General features: G+C 68.4%; 8 protein-coding genes, 1 tRNA gene, 2 rRNA genes and 2 pseudogenes (1 of these 13 cut by a window edge). 1 reads left to right on the top strand and 12 read right to left on the bottom strand.

Going from position 1 to position 19,425, the window contains the following annotated elements:
• Window positions 1–287: 287 nt before the first annotated feature.
• The 8 genes and pseudogenes from ACQEWB_RS36055 to ACQEWB_RS36020 all read right to left on the bottom strand — a co-directional run bounded on the left by ACQEWB_RS36055 (window position 288) and on the right by ACQEWB_RS36020 (window position 13,897).
• Window positions 288–656: a helix-turn-helix domain-containing protein gene (locus ACQEWB_RS36055; RefSeq protein WP_432838589.1), complete on the bottom strand. Its 369-nt coding sequence runs from the start codon at window positions 654–656 to the stop codon at window positions 288–290.
• Between the two features lie 109 nt (window positions 657–765).
• Complete coding sequence (locus ACQEWB_RS36050) at window positions 766–1,311, bottom strand: CinA family protein (protein ID WP_432838587.1); 546 nt, start codon at window positions 1,309–1,311, stop codon at window positions 766–768.
• The gene (gene pgsA / locus ACQEWB_RS36045) at window positions 1,308–2,030 is read right to left on the bottom strand and encodes a CDP-diacylglycerol--glycerol-3-phosphate 3-phosphatidyltransferase (protein WP_432838585.1); all 723 of its coding nucleotides are present in this window, start codon (window positions 2,028–2,030) and stop codon (window positions 1,308–1,310) included. The genes ACQEWB_RS36050 and pgsA overlap by 4 nt, the downstream gene beginning before the upstream one ends.
• Window positions 2,027–3,495 (bottom strand): annotated as a pseudogene (gene rimO, locus ACQEWB_RS36040) (30S ribosomal protein S12 methylthiotransferase RimO). Before rimO ends, pgsA begins: the two are co-directional and overlap by 4 nt.
• 87 nt (window positions 3,496–3,582) lie before the next feature.
• Window positions 3,583–4,422: a helix-turn-helix domain-containing protein gene (locus ACQEWB_RS36035; RefSeq protein ID WP_432838583.1), complete on the bottom strand. Its 840-nt coding sequence runs from the start codon at window positions 4,420–4,422 to the stop codon at window positions 3,583–3,585.
• 245 nt (window positions 4,423–4,667) lie between these two features.
• Window positions 4,668–7,376: a DNA translocase FtsK gene (locus tag ACQEWB_RS36030; RefSeq protein WP_432838581.1), complete on the bottom strand. Its 2,709-nt coding sequence runs from the start codon at window positions 7,374–7,376 to the stop codon at window positions 4,668–4,670.
• A gap of 124 nt (window positions 7,377–7,500) precedes the next feature.
• The gene (locus ACQEWB_RS36025) at window positions 7,501–8,184 is read right to left on the bottom strand and encodes a response regulator (protein ID WP_432838579.1); all 684 of its coding nucleotides are present in this window, start codon (window positions 8,182–8,184) and stop codon (window positions 7,501–7,503) included.
• Window positions 8,185–8,428: 244 nt separating this feature from the next.
• Window positions 8,429–13,897 (bottom strand): HAMP domain-containing protein, encoded by a 5,469-nt coding sequence (locus ACQEWB_RS36020; RefSeq protein ID WP_432838577.1) that lies wholly within the window; start codon window positions 13,895–13,897, stop codon window positions 8,429–8,431.
• A gap of 377 nt (window positions 13,898–14,274) precedes the next feature.
• Between ACQEWB_RS36020 and ACQEWB_RS36015 the strand changes: the two are divergent.
• Window positions 14,275–17,027 (top strand): annotated as a pseudogene (locus ACQEWB_RS36015) (SpoIIE family protein phosphatase).
• A 53-nt stretch (window positions 17,028–17,080) separates the two neighbouring features.
• Here the strand turns inward: ACQEWB_RS36015 and ACQEWB_RS36010 are convergent.
• The 4 genes from ACQEWB_RS36010 to ACQEWB_RS35995 all read right to left on the bottom strand — a co-directional run.
• Window positions 17,081–17,156, bottom strand: a tRNA-Thr gene (locus tag ACQEWB_RS36010).
• A gap of 76 nt (window positions 17,157–17,232) precedes the next feature.
• Window positions 17,233–17,895 carry a DegT/DnrJ/EryC1/StrS family aminotransferase gene (locus tag ACQEWB_RS36005; RefSeq protein WP_432844189.1) on the bottom strand — a complete coding sequence of 221 codons (663 nt, stop codon included), beginning with the start codon at window positions 17,893–17,895 and terminating at the stop codon, window positions 17,233–17,235.
• Between the two features lie 112 nt (window positions 17,896–18,007).
• Window positions 18,008–18,124, bottom strand: a 5S ribosomal RNA gene (gene rrf, locus ACQEWB_RS36000).
• A gap of 70 nt (window positions 18,125–18,194) precedes the next feature.
• Window positions 18,195–19,425 (bottom strand): 23S ribosomal RNA (locus tag ACQEWB_RS35995); it runs 1,889 nt beyond the window's last position.

Raw genomic sequence — 19,425 nt, 5'->3', positions numbered from 1 at the left:
ACCACCTCCAGCCCGACGCTAGGCCGCACAAACCACCCGCGGAAAGGGCGCACCGACGGCACACGGGCGCACCGCGCCATCCGTAGGCTCCGATCCCCGCGCATGGCCCCGGGCCGGCCTTTCCACGATGCACGAAAGCCCCCGCCGTCGCCTCTCCGGACCGTCCCTTCCCCGGGACGCACGAAGGCCCCGGCCGACACCCCTCCGGTCTCCCGGAGAGGCCCCCGGCCGGGGCCTCGCGCACTTCTTCAGCGCATCGTCAGCTCATGCGCGCAACCGCGTGAACGTCACGCGGCGACCACGTCCACCGCCTCAGCGGGCGCCTTGATCGTCACCCGTTCCGGTGGCACACCGGTCACGGAGACGGAACCCAGCATCGGGCGCACCGGCGCCGACGAAGTGGCCGCAGCAGACTGGGCCAGCTCGGCGAGGGCGAGCTCGTCGCTCACTTCCCGCATGAGCTCGGACATCCGTACGTCCAGCGCGTCGCAGATCGCGGAGAGCAGCTCGGAGGAAGCCTCCTTCTGCCCCCGCTCCACCTCGGAGAGATAGCCGAGTGAGACTCGGGCGGACGAGGAGACTTCGCGCAGAGTACGGCCCTGGCGCTGGCGCTGCCGACGCAGCACGTCACCCAGCAGGCGACGGAGCAGAATCATCGGTGGCTCCCTCCTCGGACCGCGTAGCCGCATCCTTCACGCCCCACCGTACCGCCTCGCGCCGCGGCCGTGCGGGGAGCGATGTCGTGTTCACTCAGGGCTGCAAACATCAAAACCCCCCGTTCTGTTCCGTATCCTGTGCCCGCTCATTCCCGGTGTGTTCGCTCGCGAGCTCCTTCAGGAGCAGCGCGAGTACGCTCCGTACACTCTCCATACGAATTTCCGCGCGGTCGCCGTTCAACCGCAGCGCAGTGACTTTTCCGCCACCGGCGGAACCGGAATCCGCGCCGCGCGGCCCGTCCACGGCCACGAAAACCGTCCCGACGGGCTTTCCGTCCTGCGGTTCCGGACCCGCCACACCGGTCGTCGCGACGCCCCAGTCGGCGCCGAGCGCCTTGCGCGCTCCGGCCGCCATCTGGGCCGCGACCTGCGCATCTACCGCTCCACGCTCGGCCAGCAGAGTGGCGTCGACACCCAGCAGTTCATGCTTGAGCTCAGTGGCGTACGCCGTCACCGAACCGCGGAAGGCCTTGGAGGCTCCGGGGACCGCTGTGATTTCCGCCGCAACCAGCCCACCGGTCAGCGACTCGGCGACCGCGAGGGTCTCGCCCTTCACGGTCAGTAGTCGCACCACGTCGGCGGCCGGGGAACTCACGCTTCCGTCTCCTCCAACGCGGCTTGGCGCTCGGCGATTCCCTGCCTGCGCAGCACAATGGCTTGTCTCACATAGTCCAGCCCGGTCGCGACGGTCAGGACGACTGCCGCTGCCATCACCCAGAACCTCAGGGTGGCCAGCCATCCCGTCAGTGCCAGCACGTACATGCCGACGGCCACGCCCTGGGTGAGGGTCTTGAGCTTGCCGCCGCGGCTCGCCGGGATGACGCCGTACCGGATGACAAGAAAACGCAGCAGCGTGATCCCCAGTTCCCGGCCGAGGATGACGATCGTCACCCACCACGGCAGGTCGCCCAGCGACGAGAGACAGATCAGAGCCGCTCCCATGATCGCCTTGTCGGCGATGGGGTCGGCGATCTTCCCGAAGTCGGTGACGAGGTCGTAGGTGCGCGCCAGATGGCCGTCGAACAGGTCGGTGATCATGGCGATGGCGAAGGCCGCCCAGGCGAGCGAGCGCCACGCCGGGTCGTACCCGCCCTCGGCCAGCATCAGCGCGACGAAGCCGGGGACGAGGAGCAGCCGGAGCATGGTCAGCAGGTTGGCGATGTTCCAGACGCTGGCCTGGTTGACGGCCGCGGCCACGACCTTCTTGCCCCGCGCCGGCTTCACGCCCCCGACCGCGTCGGAATCGGTGCCGTCGACTCTCGGGGGACCCGCCTTCGAGGAGCCGTTCGCCGCCGATGCCGGCACTCCGGTCATCTGCCCGCCTCCTCACTACACGCGAGCGAGCCCTGCAGCGGCTCGGCCACCAGGTCGACACCCTCCGTACCGACCACCTTGGCCTCGACGATACGGCCGACGCTCAGGCCTTCGCCGCTCGTGAGCAGCACCTGACCGTCGGTCTCCGGCGCCTGGTGCGCCCCACGGCCGTACACGCCCTCCTCGTCCACGGACTCGACCAGCACGTGCACGCTCTCGCCGAGGCGCTCCTCGGCGCGCTGCGAGACGAGTTCCTCGGCGAGCCGGGAGACGCGGGCCAGCCGCTCGGCGACGACGTCCTCGTCCAGCTTGTTCTCGTACGTCGCCGCCTCGGTGCCGTCCTCGTCGGAGTAGCCGAAGACGCCGATGGCGTCCAGGCGCGCGCCGTTGAGGAACCGCTCCAGCTCGGCCAGGTCGGCCTCGGTCTCGCCGGGGAAGCCCACGATGAAGTTGGAGCGGACGCCGGCCTGGGGGGCCTTGCTCCGGATGGTGTCGAGCAGCTCCAGGAAGCGGTCGGTGTCGCCGAAGCGGCGCATCGCGCGCAGCACGTCCGGGGCGGAGTGCTGGAAGGAGAGGTCGAAGTAGGGGGCGACCTTCGGGGTCGAGGTCAGTACGTCGATGAGGCCGGGGCGCATCTCGGCCGGCTGGAGGTAGCTGACGCGCACCCGCTCGATGCCGTCGACCTCGGCGAGCTCGGGCAGCAGCGACTCGAGCAGGCGGATGTCGCCCAGATCCTTGCCGTACGAGGTGTTGTTCTCGGAGACCAGCATGATCTCCTTGACGCCCTGCTCGGCCAGCCAGCGCGTCTCGTTCAGCACGTCGCTGGGGCGGCGGGAGATGAAGGAGCCGCGGAAGGACGGGATGGCGCAGAAGGTGCAGCGCCGGTCGCAGCCGGAGGCGAGCTTCACCGAGGCGACCGGGGCGCCGTCGAGACGGCGGCGCAGGGGCGCGCGGGGGCCCGAGGCGGGCGCGAGGCCGTCCGGGAGGTCCACGGGCGCGTGCCCGGGCAGCGCGACCTCGGCCGCGGACTCCTGGCGCTCGGCGGGGCTGATCGGCAGCAGCTTGCGCCGGTCGCGGGGGTGTGGGCGGCATGGATGCCGCCGTTCAGGATGGTCTGCAGGCGGTCGGAGATGTTCGCGTAGTCGTCGAAGCCGAGCACGCCGTCGGCCTCGGGAAGCGCCTCGGCGAGCTCCTTGCCGTACCGCTCGGCCATGCAGCCCACCGCCACGACGGCCTGGGTTCTGCCGTGCCCCTTGAGGTCGTTGGCCTCCAGGAGGGCGTCGACGGAGTCCTTCTTGGCGGCGTCGACGAAGCCGCAGGTGTTGACGACGGCGACGTCCGCGTCCTCGGCGTCCTCGACAAGCTGCCAGCCGTCCGCCTCCAAACGGCCTGCGAGCTCCTCCGAGTCCACCTCGTTACGGGCGCAGCCAAGGGTGACGAGTGCGACGGTACGGCGTTCAGGCATGCGCTCAAGACTACTTTGTCTCACTGACACCCCACGTCGACGGGGCTGGCGATCATCGCCAGCCCCGTGGAAACACGCATCAGGTCCTCAGCCGACCTGGGGGTCGCCCTTCGTATACGTCAGCCGCTCCACCGCGCCCGGCTGGAAGTCGTCCTCGATCTTCTTGCCGTTGACGTAGAGCTGGATCGCTCCCGCGTCGCCGAGGACGAGGTTGATCTTCTCGTTGTCCTGGAAGGTCTTGGAGTCGCCCTGCTTGAGGAGGCCGTCGAAGAGCAGCCGGCCGTTGTGGTCCTTGGCGGAGATCCAGCTGCGTCCGTCGGTGGCGCTGACCTGGACGGTCACCTTGTCCTGGGGCGCGGCCGCGATGGCGCTGTCGGAGGGGTCGCTCTTCGGGGTGTCGCTCTTGCTGCTCTTCGGCGTGGGCGAGGCGGACTTGCTCGCCGTGGGCGTGGAGCCCTCGGCGACCTGGTTGCTGGTCCCGCCGTCGTCGCCGCCCTTGAAGGCGGTGAACCCGACGAAGCCGACCACGGCGACGATCGCGGCGACCATGGCCGCGGTCCAGTTGGGCCCGCGCCGCTCGGGGCGGATGCGTTCCGCCTCGAAGAGGGGCGCGGCCGGGGTCGGGGCCGGGCGGCCGCCGTGATCGGCGTCGTACTGCGCGAGCAGCGGGGCCGGATCGAGGTGGACGGCCTTGGCCAGGGTCCGGATGTGACCCCGTGCGTAGACGTCGCCGCCGCAGGGGGCGAAGTCGTCCGCCTCGATGGCGTGCACGATGGCGATGCGGACCCGGGTGGCGTTGGTGACGTCGTCGACGGTCAGCCCGGCCTCGATGCGCGCCTGTTTCAGGGCGCGGCCGACGGAGATACGGGCTGCCTCGCGGTCGTCTTCGAACGGACGCTCGTCTTCAGGGGAGTTGCCGATGGACACGGGGGCGCCTTTCGAGCGTTTAAGCCACCTGTGCTGGAGGTTCAGTCTATGGGGGGTGCGAAAGGGTGGGGCAACCGGGCGGAGGAGCTTGTTAGCCCATCGGTATGGCCGGACACGCCGATGGCGGGGTACGCGATTGTCGCTTCCCTCAACTTGACGTACGCCGAAGGGAAACGGTTGCTCAATGATCCCTTACGGGTGAGTCACGATCGAACACCGATGGCCGCACCCGCTCCGGGCTCCTCCTAAGCCTCCCCGCGGATCACCGCGAGCACTCCGTCCAGCTCATCAGGCTTCACAAGAACGTCACGAGCCTTCGAGCCCTCGCTCGGCCCGACGACCCCCCGGGACTCCATGAGGTCCATGAGGCGCCCGGCCTTCGCGAACCCGACGCGCAGCTTCCGCTGGAGCATGGACGTCGACCCGAACTGGGTCGAGACCACGAGCTCGGCCGCCTGGCACAGCAGGTCGAGGTCGTCGCCGATCTCCTCGTCGATCTCCTTCTTCTGCTTGGTGCCCACGGTGACGTCGTCCCGGAAGACGGGCGCCATCTGGTCCTTGCAGTGCTGCACGACGGCGTGGATCTCGTCCTCGGTGACGAAGGCGCCCTGCATACGGGTCGGCTTGTTCTGCCCCATCGGCAGATACAGCCCGTCACCCTTGCCGATCAGCTTCTCGGCGCCGGGCTGGTCGAGGATGACCCGGCTGTCGGCGAGCGAGGAGGTGGCGAAGGCGAGCCTGGAGGGGACGTTCGCCTTGATCAGACCGGTGACGACGTCGACCGACGGCCGCTGCGTGGCGAGCACCAGGTGGATGCCGGCCGCGCGCGCGAGCTGCGTGATGCGCACGATCGAGTCCTCGACGTCCCTGGGCGCGACCATCATCAGGTCGGCCAGCTCGTCGACGATCACCAGCAGATACGGATAGGTCTTGAGCTCCCGCTCGCTGCCCTCCGGCGTCTTCAGCTTGCCGTCCCGGATCGCCTGGTTGAAGTCGTCGATGTGCCGGTAGCCGAACGCCGCGAGGTCGTCGTAGCGCAGGTCCATCTCGCGTACGACCCACTGCAGGGCCTCGGCCGCCCGCTTCGGGTTGGTGATGATCGGCGTGATCAGGTGCGGGATGCCCTCGTACGCGGTCAGTTCGACGCGCTTGGGGTCGACGAGGACCATGCGGACGTCCTCGGGGGTCGCCCGGCACATGATCGACGTGATCAGGCAGTTGATGCACGAGGACTTGCCGGAGCCGGTGGCGCCGGCCACCAGGATGTGCGGCATCTTCGCCATGTTCGCCATGACGTAGCCGCCCTCGACGTCCTTGCCGAGCGCGACGAGCATCGGGTGGTCGTCCTCGGCGGCGTCGGCGAGCCGCAGGACGTCGCCGACGTTGACCATCTCCCGGTCGGTGTTCGGGATCTCGATGCCGACCGCCGACTTGCCGGGGATCGGGCTGATGATCCGCACGTCGGGACTGGCGACGGCGTACGCGATGTTCTTGGTCAGCGCGGTGATCCGCTCGACCTTCACGGCGGGGCCGAGCTCGACCTCGTACCTGGTGACCGTCGGTCCGCGGGTGAAGCCGGTGACTGCGGCGTCGACCTTGAACTCGGTGAAGACGTTCGTCAGCGAGGCGACGACGGCGTCGTTGGCCGCGCTGCGCGCCTTGCCGGGGCCGCCGCGCTCCAGGAGGTCGAGCGAGGGCAGCGAGTAGGTGATGTCGCCGGACAGCTGGAGCTGCTCGGCGCGCGGCGGGAGGTCGCGGAGCTCCTCCGGGGGCGCCTTGGTGAGGTCCAGTACCTCGGGCTTCAGCTTCTCCTGCTTGGGCCGCGCGGCCGGGACCGGCGTCGGGGTCGGAGTGGGCGTGGTCTCCTCGCGGTCCCCGACGCTGACGCCCTGGGTCAGGTCGGCGACGATCGGCGAGGGCGGCATTCCGTGCAGGACGGCGCCGTCGAGCGCGGCAGCGGCGGCCGCGGCGACGTCCACGGCGTCCATGGGGCGCTGCATGTCCGGCTGCGGCACCGCGGAGCGCCTGGGGCGTCCACGGCGCTTGGAGAGGGCCTCCTGCTCCGCGCCGTCGGGGTCGTACGCCTCGGGGGCGGAGGAGCGCCCACGCGCGCGTGCCGGCAGCGCCTCGCGCCACTGCTCGTCGTAGCGCTGGTCGTCGTCGCCGAACTCGTCGTAGTCCTCGTCCCGGTCGTGGACGATGCCGAGCTTCACTCCGAGCAGCCGCAGCCGCTGCGGGATGGCGTTGACCGGGGTCGCGGTGACGACGAGCAGCCCGAAGATCGTCAGCAGCACGAGCAGCGGTACGGCGAGTACGTCGCCCATGGTGTACGTCAGCGGGGTCGCCGCGCCCCAGCCGATGAGGCCGCCGGCGTCCCTTATGGCCTGCATGCCGTCGCTGCGGGCGGGCGCGCCGCAGGCGATGTGGACCTGGCCGAGCACGCCGATGACGAGCGCCGAGAGGCCGATCACGATCCGGCCGTTGGCCTCGGGCTTCTCCGGGTGCCGGATGAACCGTACGGCGATGACCGCGAGCAGTATCGGCACCAGCAGGTCCAGGCGCCCGAAGGAGCCGGTCACCAGGATCTCGACCAGGTCGCCGACGGGGCCGCGCAGATCCGCCCAGGTGCCCGCGGCGACGATCAGCGCGATGCCGAGGAGGAGCAGGGCGATGCCGTCCTTGCGGTGGGCCGGGTCGAGGTTCTTCGCGCCGTTCCCTATGCCGCGGAACACCGCGCCCACGGCGTGCGCCAGGCCCAGCCAGAGGGCGCGTACGAGCTTGACGATGCCGCCGGTCGGGCTGGGGGCCGGCTTCGGCGGCGGCGCCGACTTCTTGGCCGCGGCCTTCTTGGCGGGCGCCTTCTTCGCCGGGGGCTTCTTCGCAGCGGCCTTCTTCGCCGGAGCCGCCGCCTTCTTCGCGGGCTGCTTCTTGGCAGCGGAGGGACGTGAGGCCATAGGTGTGAGATTACCGGTGGAGACGGCAACGGACACGTGTGCCCACTGCTTCACCCGTTCGTGTCGCCCTTGGGTGAACGTGGAACTGACGCTTCCTCAACGGCAACTGGGCCACGGGTGTACGTCAGTTCTGCGAGGGCACCGACGATGTGTTCCCGGCGCCCGGCTCCAGCGCGTCCAGCGCCCGCCGCAGGCCGGTCAGTTTGCGTTCGAGATGAGCCGCGGTGGCCACCGCCGCCGCGTCCGCCGACTCGTCGTCCAGCTGCTTGGACAGCGCCTCGGCCTGCTCCTCGACCGCCGCCAGGCGCGCCGACAGCTCGGCGAGCAGACTCGCCGGCTCCTTGCTCTCGCCGACCGCGGCCTTGCCACCGCCGCCCTCCAACTGGAGCCGCAGCAGCGCCGCCTGCTCCCGCAGCTGGCAGTTCTTCATGTACAGCTCGACGAAGACCGAGACCTTCGCGCGCAGCACCCACGGGTCGAACGGCTTGGAGATGTAGTCCACCGCGCCCGCCGCGTACCCGCGGAAGGTGTGGTGCGGGCCGTGGTTGATCGCGGTGAGGAAGATGATCGGGATGTCCCGGGTCCGCTCCCGCCGCTTGATGTGCGCGGCGGTCTCGAAACCGTCCATGCCCGGCATCTGGACGTCCAGCAGAATGACCGCGAAATCGTCCGTGAGCAGTGCCTTGAGCGCTTCCTCCCCGGACGATGCCCGCACCAGTGTCTGATCGAGCGCGGAGAGGATGGCCTCCAGCGCGAGCAGATTCTCCGGCCGGTCATCGACCAGGAGGATCTTGGCCTTCTGCACCATGGCCCGCCCTCCTCGCCCCGGATGTGCACCGGGCGCCGCCCCTGGGGACGACTCCCTTTCGCCGCCCGTCCTTGTGCCGGTCATCGTAGCCGCACCCCGCCTGTCGCCACACCCTGTCACCGCGATGTCACTGTGCACGTAGCAGAAACGGACCGGGAGACCAGAAGGTTCCCCGAATCCCGTACTTCTACACGGCATCGGCCACACTGAGTCAGCAACTCCGCGTGAACATCGATGATTACCGTCACTCGCCCCGCATCCACTGCTCCATCACCGCCAACAGGTGATCGGGGTCGACGGGCTTGGTGACGTAGTCGGAGGCGCCCGACTCGATCGCCTTCTCCCGGTCGCCCTTCATCGCCTTCGCGGTGAGGGCGATGATCGGCAGGCCCGCGAACTGCGGCATCCTGCGGATCGCCGTCGTCGTCGCATATCCGTCCATCTCGGGCATCATGATGTCCATCAGGACGACCGCCACGTCGTCGTGCTGCTCCAGGACCTCGATGCCCTCCCGGCCGTTCTCGGCGTACAGCACCGACAGGCCGTGCTGCTCCAGCACGCTGGTCAGCGCGAAAACGTTGCGGATGTCGTCGTCGACGATCAGCACCTTCTGCCCGCCGAACCGGATGCCGCGGTGCACCTCCGGCGCCGCGGCCTGCTCGGTCGCCGACCACTGCTCCGGCGCCCCGGAACGCCCGAGTTCCAGGCCGTTCCTGCGGCGGCGCCTGAAGAGCGCGGCGGCGCCGTTCTGGGTCTCCCGGTACGACTTCACCTCGGCCGGCGTCTCGATCTCCACCTCGGAGAGCTGGGCCAGGTCGGCGGCGGCGACCAGGTCACTGGCCCCGAGGGCCGCCACCGGCTGCTGGTAGCCCTGCGGCGGCAGTTCGCTCGGGTGCAGCGGCAAATACAGCGTGAACGTCGAACCGCGTCCCGGCTCGCTCTGCGCGTGGATCTCGCCGCCGAGCAACTGGGCGATCTCCCGCGAGATCGACAGCCCCAGACCCGTACCGCCGTACTTCCGGCTGGTCGTGCCGTCGGCCTGCTTGAACGCCTCGAAGATCACCCGCATCTTGCTGGCCGCGATCCCGATGCCGGTGTCGGTCACCGAGAACGCGATCAGGGCCGCGTCCGGATCGCGGAGCGAACCGGTCTCGAGGAGCTGTTCCTTGATCGCCATCGGGACGTCCGCGCCGGCCGGCCGGATCACCAGCTCGACCGAGCCGGAGTCGGTGAACTTCACCGCGTTGGACAGCAGGTTGCGCAGCACCTGGAGGAGGCGCTGTTCGTCGGTGTGCAGCGTGGCGGGCAGCTCCGGGGAGACCCGTACGGACAGGTCCAGGCCCTTCTCCGCGGTCAGCGGGCGGAAGGTGGCCTCCACGTAGTCGACGAGCTGGACGAGCGCGATACGCGTCGGGGAGACGTCCATCTTGCCCGCCTCGACCTTCGAAAGGTCGAGGATGTCGTTGATCAGCTGGAGCAGGTCGGAGCCCGCGCCGTGAATGGTCTCGGCGAACTCGACCTGTTTCGGGGTGAGGTTGGCGTCCGCGTTGTCGGCGAGCAGCTTGGCCAGGATCAGCAGCGAGTTGAGCGGCGTACGCAGCTCGTGCGACATGTTGGCCAGGAACTCGCTCTTGTAGCGCATGGAGACCGCGAGTTGCTCGGCGCGCTCCTCCAGGACCTGCCGCGCCTCCTCGATCTCGGTGTTCTTCACCTCGATGTCGCGGTTCTGCTGGGCCAGCAGCTCGGCCTTCTCCTCCAGTTCGGCGTTGGACGCCTGGAGGGCCTTCTGCCGGTTCTCCAACTCGGCCGACCGCTCACGGAGTTGCTCGGTCAGCTCCTGCGACTGCTTCAGCAGCTGCTCCGTCTTGGTGTTGACGGAGATCGTGTTGACGCTGGTCGCGATCATCTCCGCGATCTGGTTGAGGAAGTCCTTCTGGATCTGCGTGAAGGGCGTGAAGGAGGCCAGCTCGATGATCCCGAGCACCTTCCCCTCGAACAGCACCGGAAGGACGATCACCTGCGCCGGAGGCGCCTCGCCGAGGCCGGAGGAGATCTTCAGGTAGCCGCTGGGCGCGTTCTCCACCAGGATCGTGCGTTTCTCCTCCGCGGCCGTCCCGATCAGCGCCTCGCCGGGCCGGAACGACGTCGGCATGGAGCCCATCGAGTAGCCGTACGACCCGAGCATGCGCAGTTCGTACGCGTCCTCGCTCTCGGCGCTGATGTCCTTGCCGTCCATCAGCGGCATCGCCACGAAGAACGCGCCGTGCTGCGCGGAGACCACCGGGGTCAGCTCGCTCATGATCAGCGAGGCGACGTCCTGGAGGTCGCGCCGTCCCTGCATCAGCGCGGAGATGCGGGCGAGGTTGCCCTTGAGCCAGTCCTGCTCCTTGTTGGCGATCGTGGTGTCGCGCAGGTTGGCGATCATCTTGTTGATGTAGTCCTGCAGTTCCTGGATCTCGCCGGACGCGTCGACGTCGATCTTCAGGTTCAGGTCGCCTCGGGTCACCGCGGTCGCCACGCGGGCGATGGCGCGCACCTGGCGAGTAAGGTTTCCTGCCATTTCGTTCACGGACTCGGTGAGGTCGCGCCAGGTACCGTCGACGTCACGCACGCGTGCCTGACCGCCGAGCGCGCCCTCCGTGCCCACCTCGCGGGCGACGCGGGTGACCTCCTCGGCGAACGACGACAGCTGGTCGACCATCGTGTTGATCGTCGTCTTGAGTTCGAGGATCTCGCCGCGGGCGTCGATGTCGATCTTCTTGGTCAGGTCGCCCTTGGCGATGGCCGTGGTGACCATGGCGATGTTGCGCACCTGACCGGTCAGGTTGGACGCCATCTGGTTCACGGACTCGGTGAGGTCCTTCCACGTACCGGCCACACCCGGTACGTGCGCCTGGCCGCCGAGGATGCCGTCCGTGCCCACCTCGCGGGCCACCTTGGTGACCTGGTCGGCGAACGAACTCAGCGTCTTCACCATGGTGTTGAAGGTGTCGGCGAGCTGCGCGACCTCGCCGCGCGCCTCGATCGTCACCGTCCGGGTCAGGTCGCCGTTGGCGACCGCGTTCGCGACCTGGGAGATGTTGCGCACCTGCATGGTCAGGTTCTTGGCCATCAGGTTCACGTTGCCGCTGAGGTCCTTCCAGATGCCCGTGACACCCGGAACGTGCGCCTGGCCGCCCAGGATGCCCTCGGTGCCCACCTCGCGGGCCACCCGGGTCACCTGCTCGGCGAAGCTGGACAGCTGGTCGACCATCGTGTTGACGGTCGTGACGAGTTCGAGGATCTCGCCCTTCGCGTCGACGGTGATCTTCTTGGACAGGTCGCCCTTGGCGACCGCGGTCGTGACCTCGGCGATGTTGCGCACCTGGATGGTCAGGTTGTTGGCCATGAAGTTCACGGACTGGGTGAGGTCCTTCCAGGTGCCGGAGACGCCCTGCACCTCGGCCTGACCGCCGAGTTGGCCCTCCGTACCCACCTCACGGGCCACACGCGTGACCTCCTCGGCGAACGACGACAGCTGGTCGACCATCGTGTTCAGGGTGTTCTTCAGCTCCAGGATCTCGCCGCGCGCGTCCACGGTGATCTTCTGGGAGAGGTCACCTCGGGCGACCGCGGTGGCGACCTGGGCGATGTTGCGGACCTGGGCAGTAAGGTTTCCTGCCATTCCGTTCACGGAGTCGGTCAGGTCCCGCCACACACCGGCGACACCGGGCACCTGCGCCTGGCCGCCGAGGCGGCCCTCGGTGCCCACCTCGCGGGCCACCCGGGTCACCTGGTCGGCGAACCCGGAGAGCTGGTCGACCATCGTGTTGATGGTGTTCTTCAGCTCCAGGATCTCGCCGCGCGCGTCGACGTCGATCTTCTGGGAGAGGTCGCCCCGGGCCACCGCGGTGGTCACCTGGGCGATCTGCCGCACCTGCGAAGTCAGGTTGCCGGCCATGAAGTTGACGGAGTCGGTGAGTTCCTTCCAGGTACCGGAGACGCCCGGCACGACCGCCTGCCCGCCCAGCCGGCCCTCCGTGCCCACGTCCCGGGCCATCCGGGTCACCTGGTCGGCGAAGGCCGACAGCTGGTCCACCATCGTGTTCACGGTGTTCTTCAGCTGGAGCATCTCGCCGGACACGTCCACGGTGACCTTCTGCGACAGGTCACCGTTGGCCACCGCCGTCGTCACCTGGGCGATGTTGCGCACCTGCCCGGTCAGGTTGCGGAACGCGGTGTTGACGGAGTCCGTCAGGTCCTTCCAGGTGCCGGCCGCCCCGGGCACCTGCGCCTGCCCGCCGAGCTCACCCTCGACGCCGACCTCCCGGGCCACCCGCGTGACCTCGGAACCGAACGACTGGAGCTGGTCCACCATCCCGTTGACGGTGTTCTTCAGCTCCAGCATCTCGCCGGCCACGTCGACGGTGACCTTCTGCGACATGTCACCGTTGGCCACGGCCGTCGTGACCGCCGCGATGTCCCTCACCTGAATGGTCAGATTCCGGAACACGGTGTTGACGGAGTCCGTCAGGTCCTTCCAAGTGCCCGCGGCACCCGGCACGTTCGCCTGTCCGCCCAGCTGCCCCGCGGCACCGACCTCGTTGGCCACGCGGGTGACCTCGTCCGCGAAGATCCGCAGCGTCTCGGTCATCTGGTTGATCGTGTCCGCGAGCTGCGCGACCTCGCCGCGTGCCGAAACGGTCACCTTCTGGGACAGGTCACCGTTGGCAACCGCGGTGGTCACCTGCGCGATCCCGCGCACCTGGGCCGTCAGGTTGCCGGCCATGAGGTTCACCGAGTCGGTGAGGTCCTTCCACACACCGGCCACACCCGGCACCTGCGCCTGACCGCCGAGTTCGCCCTCGGTGCCCACCTCGCGGGCCACCCGGGTCACCTCGGAGGAGAAGGACGACAGCTGGTCCACCATCGTGTTGACGGTGTTCTTCAGCTCCAGCATCTCGCCGGCCACGTGCACGGTGACCTTGCGGGACAGATCGCCCTTGGCCACCGCGGTCGTCACCAGCGCGATGTCCCGCACCTGCGCGGTCAGCCGGTACGCCATGGTGTTGACGGAGTCCGTGAGGTCCTTCCACGAACCCGACATGCCACGCACGCGTGCCTGGCCGCCCAGCTTGCCCTCGGTGCCCACCTCACTGGCCACCCGCGTGACCTCGTCGGTGAACGTCGACAGCTGATCGACAAGGTTGTTAACAGTACGTCCGACCTTGAGGAACTCCCCACGGAGCGGATGCCCGGTCCCGTCCGGCGACTGCGTCCGCAGCTCCATCCGCGGCGAGAGGTCGCCCTCCGCCACCGCGGACAGCACCCTGCCGACCTCGGAGACGGGCCGTACGAGGTCGTCCACAAGCGCGTTGGAGGCCTCGACCGCCGCGGCCCAGGAACCCTCGTAGGCGCCCGTCTCGAGCCGCTCCGTGAGCTTGCCCTCGCGGCCCACCATCCGCCGCACCCGTGACAGCTCACCCGTCAGATGCAGATTGCGATCGGCCACCTCGTTGAAGACCGCGGCGATCTCGGACATCACGCCGTCGCCGGACACCGTGAGCCGCTTGCGGAAGTTCCCGTCGCGCATCGCCTCGAGAGCCGCCAGCAGTCGGTTCATGGCCGCCGTGTCCACCGCCGTGGTCCCACCGCGCGGTTTGCGCTGGTTACTCAGGGACTGTCCGCCTTTCGCGCGCGTTTTAGTGCCCCGCGTCGCTGCGCCAGACTCCACTGTGTCCCTCCCGCAGGGGTCGACCGTTACTGCTGTGCTCCGGTACTACCGTTCGAGGTACCAGATACTGCTGTGTGTTTCTGCCGGATATACCAGGCCGCACCCCGGGCTGCTGCCCGCTGTACGCGGAAGTCACTCGGCCTGCCCGGACCTTCACAAGAAGCTTGCCCAGTGTTTCACCCTGCCTGAACCCGGCCATAACAGTTCGGCAGCTTCGCACATCGTCCGCACACCCTCTGGGCGGAAACACTGCCGACCGGCATCCGCATGGCCGTCGAAGGTAAGTAACCTTGCATGCGGCTGTCCAGCCGCGCCGGTCCGTCCGGCCTGGGCGGTGGCACGAGAACGAGCGGGCATCGGAGGGGCGGCCGCACAACATGACCACCGGACTGATCCCGGGGGACAGCCCCCGGACCCCCGGCCGACGGGCGGCCTGCCGCATCAGCGGCACGAGCCGGCCGTCCACGGAGCCCTGCACGCCGACAACCGGACGAGGAGTTCAGTGATCACCGCGCGCGCGGCCGCCAGCTTCGAGCCCGTCGGGCGATCGGTAGCGACCGCCCGCTCCTTCGTCCGTGACACGCTCCAGGGCTGGGGGTTCGCCGACATCGTCGACGACGCCGTGGTCCTCACCAGCGAGCTGGTGACCAACGCCGTGGTCCACGCGGGCACCGCCGCCGACGTCCTGTGTCTGCGCAGCGACGAGGGCGTACGCATCGAGGTGGCCGACCGGTATCCGGACCGCGAGATCCCCCTTCAGGGCCATCCCTCCACCATGGGCAGCCCCGACCGCGAGGGCGGCCGCGGACTCCAGCTGTGCGCGGCCCTGGCCGGCCGCTGGGGCGTCGAGTACACGCCCACGCACAAACAGGTCTGGTTCCAACTCGACCTCCCCGCACGCGCGGTGGGCACCCGCGCGGCCGGCCCGTCCCTCCCCGCCGACCTCCTCCCCCTCGCCGACGGCAGGGTGCGCGTCGCGGTCGTCCAGATCGACCGCACCGGTTCCATCACCTCGTGGAACGAGGACGCCGACGAACTCTTCGGCTACCAGGCCGAACAGGTAATCGGAAAGCCTCTTACCGATCTCGCCGCCTGGCCGCACACCCCGGGCACCAGCACCGGCATCGCCGAGGCGCTCCAACTCTCCCGCTGGGAGGGCAGTTACGGCATAAGGGGCGCCAACGGCCGCGTCACCCCGGTGTACGCCTCCCACCTCCGGGTCCGCGACACGGGCGGCGAGCCCTCCACGGTCTGCCTCCTGGTCCGGGACCACGAACGGGCCGTCCTGCAGACCCCGTTGCGCCTCCCGGCCTCCGACACGGGCTCCGCCTCCGAGGGCCAGAACACCGACCCCTTCGAGGTGTTCATCGGCTCGCCGGCCCCGGACGACCTCGACGGTCTCCTCCAGCGCACGGTCGAGCGCGCCCGCGACATGCTCGACGCCGACTCGGCGTTCCTGCTCCTCGCGACCGACGACGAGACGGAGTTGGAGGTCCGCGCCTCCACCGGCCTGCCCTCCGCCCGCCAGCGCTTCGCGCGCGTGCCCGTCGAAGCGGGCCCCGGCCGCTACGGCTCGGCACGTATGCCGGCCGTCCACGACGACCTGTCGGCCGTACCCGGCGCCGTACCGCTGCTGAGCGGCACGGGCATGCGCTCGGTCGTCACGGTCCCGCTGAAGGTCGAGGGACGCCTCACCGGCTCCCTGGGCGTCGCGGCCGAGTCCCCCGGCAGATACTCCAACGAGGAGGCCCTGCGCCTCCAGTTCGCCGCGGACCGCATCGCGTTGGCCGTCGAATCGGCCCGCCTGGGCGAGCTCGAACGCCTCCGCCGAGGCTCGCTCAGCTTCCTCGTCGAGGCGTCCGATCTCCTCGCCGGCACCCTTGACCGCGACCAGACCCTGGCCCTGATGGCCCAGATGACGGTCCCGACCCTCGCCACCTGGTGCGCGGTCTACACGATCGCCGACCAGGCCTCCGAGCCGTACCTCTCGTACGTGCTGCACGAGGACGAGGAACTCATCGACGGCATCAAGTCGTTGCTCTCGAAGGTGCCCCCGCCGGACCCGGTCCCCACCCCCGGCGCCCGCGTCTGGTCCGCCCCGGGCGAGGTCGCCCACCAGGCGGCCCTGCGCAGCTCCATGCGCAGCCTCGGCCTGGCCGGCGGCCCCACCCACCAGATCGCCTCGGGCATCGGCCCCACGCTCGCCACAGCCTCCGCGGTGGGCGGCGAGACGGTCGTCCTCCCCCTGGTCGCCCGCAACCGCGTCATCGGCATGCTGACCCTCGGCAAGCCCACCGACGAACACTTCCGCCAGGAAATCCTGGAACTGGCCGAGGACTTGAGCCGCCGGGCCGCCCTGGCCCTCGACAACGCCCGCCTCTACTCGGAGCGCACGGCCATCAGCCAGTCCCTCCAGCGCAGCCTCCTGCCGCCGGAGCTCCCCGAGATCGACGGCGTCGAGGTCGAGGTCATCTACCGCGCGGCCGGCGAGGGCAACGAGGTCGGCGGCGACTTCTACGACCTCTTCCCGATCAGCGACGGCGCCTACGGCTTCGCCATCGGAGACGTCTGCGGTACGGGCCCCAACGCGGCGGCCGTGACAGGCCTGGCCCGGCACGCCCTGCGCCTGCTCGCCCGCGAGGGCCTGAGCGGCCCGGCGGTCCTGGAGCGCCTCAACTCCGCGATCCTCGACGAGGGCGCCCGCAGCCGCTTCCTGACCCTCCTCTACGGCGAGCTGCGCCCCCAGGAGGACGGCAGCGCCGAACTGAAGGTCGTCTGCGCCGGCCATCCCCTCCCGCTCCGCCTGCGCCAGGACGGCACGGTCGAACCCTTCGCCGAACCCCAGCCGCTCCTCGGCGTGATGGAAGACCTGGAGCTCTACGAGCAGACCGTCACCCTCGACCCCGGTGACGTCCTGCTGTGCGTCACGGACGGCGTCACGGAGCGCCGTGAGGGCACCCGCATGCTGGGCGACGACGGCCTCACCGACGTCCTCACGACCTGCACGGGCCTCACGGCGGGCGCGGTCGCGGCCCGCATCATGCGCGCGGTGGAGCGCTTCGCGTCGGACGCCCCGTCCGACGACATGGCGATCCTGGCGATGCGCGTCCCGGGCCTCCACAAGGACTGACGGGAGTTACGGATACGAAAAAGGCCCCGCCCAATTGGGCGGGGCCTTTCAAGTGGAGCCCCCTAACGGAATCGAACCGTTGACCTTCTCCTTACCATGGAGACGCTCTGCCGACTGAGCTAAGGGGGCTTGTCGCCTTTTCGAGGTTTCCCTCGCGGCAACGGAATAGATCATACCCCGAACGGACTCGTGCTCCCAACCACGCTCAGAAAGCGGGCTGAAGCAGTCCACCCAGCGCATTGCAGGCGCCCACGATGCGCTGCATGTCCCGCTTCGTCAACGCCGCGTCGACGGGCAGCGCAAGCGTCTCGTCAGCGGCCCGCTCGGTCTCCGGCAGCGAGACACACCGCCGGAACTCCGGCAGCCGATGCACAGGCGTCTTCACCGGCACCCGGCACTCGACTCCCCTGGCCCGCACGGCTCGTGCGAAGGCGTCGCGATCGGGCCGCCCGTTCCCGGGCACCCGCACGACGTACTGCTGATAGGTGTGCCCGTCACCGCCATCGGGTGCCCGTACACCCCTGAGCTTGGCGTCCAGATAGGCCGCCCGCTCCCGACGCTGAGCGATTTCGTCGTACGGCGCCTCGGACTCCCCCTGCTCCAGCACCAGCAGCCCGTGACGCTGCCCCACCCCGTGCAGCCGCGCGATGTCCGCGGGCCGACCGAAGCGATGCACGACAACCACAGCCGCGGTACGAGGAGTTACGGCCGCCTCGACGGCGGACGAGTCGAGGCAGTACGTCACCGGATCTATGTCCGCGAACACAGGCAGCGCCCCGGCCATGGCAACGGCCTCGGCGACCTCGACGTTCCCGAACGCCGACACGACCACCTCGTCACCGAGTCCGACGCCGGCGGCCCTGAGCATTGCAGCAGTACCCATGCTTCGGATCGTTGTTGCGCAACGTGAACTTCAAGTGACGCAGAACAAAAAAGGGCTAGTCCCGGAACAGAAGTTCCGGGACCAGCCCTGAATAATTGTTCGGCGGCGTCCTACTCTCCCACAGGGTCCCCCCTGCAGTACCATCGGCGCTGTAAGGCTTAGCTTCCGGGTTCGGAATGTAACCGGGCGTTTCCCTCACGCTATAACCACCGAAACACTATGAAACTCGACCGGAAAACAACACGGTCGTTGCCTCAGAACTAACACAGTGGACGCGAGCAAATATGGACAAGCCCTCGGCCTATTAGTACCGGTCACCTCCAGCAGTTACCTGCCTTCCAGATCCGGCCTATCAACCCAGTCGTCTACTGGGAGCCTTACCCCATCAAGTGGGTGGGAATACTCATCTCGAAGCAGGCTTCCCGCTTAGATGCTTTCAGCGGTTATCCCTCCCGAACGTAGCCAACCAGCCATGCCCTTGGCAGAACAACTGGCACACCAGAGGTTCGTCCGTCCCGGTCCTCTCGTACTAGGGACAGCCCTTCTCAATATTCCTGCGCGCGCAGCGGATAGGGACCGAACTGTCTCACGACGTTCTAAACCCAGCTCGCGTACCGCTTTAATGGGCGAACAGCCCAACCCTTGGGACCGACTCCAGCCCCAGGATGCGACGAGCCGACATCGAGGTGCCAAACCATCCCGTCGATATGGACTCTTGGGGAAGATCAGCCTGTTATCCCCGGGGTACCTTTTATCCGTTGAGCGACGGCGCTTCCACAAGCCACCGCCGGATCACTAGTCCCGACTTTCGTCCCTGCTCGACCCGTCGGTCTCACAGTCAAGCTCCCTTGTGCACTTACACTCAACACCTGATTGCCAACCAGGCTGAGGGAACCTTTGGGCGCCTCCGTTACTCTTTAGGAGGCAACCGCCCCAGTTAAACTACCCATCAGACACTGTCCCTGATCCGGATCACGGACCCAGGTTAGACATCCAGCACGACCAGACTGGTATTTCAACGACGACTCCCCCCGAACTGGCGTCCGGAGTTCACAGTCTCCCAGCTATCCTACACAAGCCGAACCGAACACCAATATCAAACTGTAGTAAAGGTCCCGGGGTCTTTCCGTCCTGCTGCGCGAAACGAGCATCTTTACTCGTAGTGCAATTTCACCGGGCCTATGGTTGAGACAGTCGAGAAGTCGTTACGCCATTCGTGCAGGTCGGAACTTACCCGACAAGGAATTTCGCTACCTTAGGATGGTTATAGTTACCACCGCCGTTTACTGGCGCTTAAGTTCTCAGCTTCGCCACACCGAAATGTGACTAACCGGTCCCCTTAACGTTCCAGCACCGGGCAGGCGTCAGTCCGTATACATCGCCTTACGGCTTCGCACGGACCTGTGTTTTTAGTAAACAGTCGCTTCTCGCTGGTCTCTGCGGCCACCCCCAGCTCACACTGCAAGAGTGATCACCGGTGATGGCCCCCCTTCTCCCGAAGTTACGGGGGCATTT

This window comes from Streptomyces sp. CA-249302 (assembly GCF_050936785.1).
GTDB lineage: Bacteria > Actinomycetota > Actinomycetes > Streptomycetales > Streptomycetaceae > Streptomyces.
Note: the sequence above shows the minus strand (reverse complement) of the source record. Positions and strands in the feature narration are given on the sequence as shown.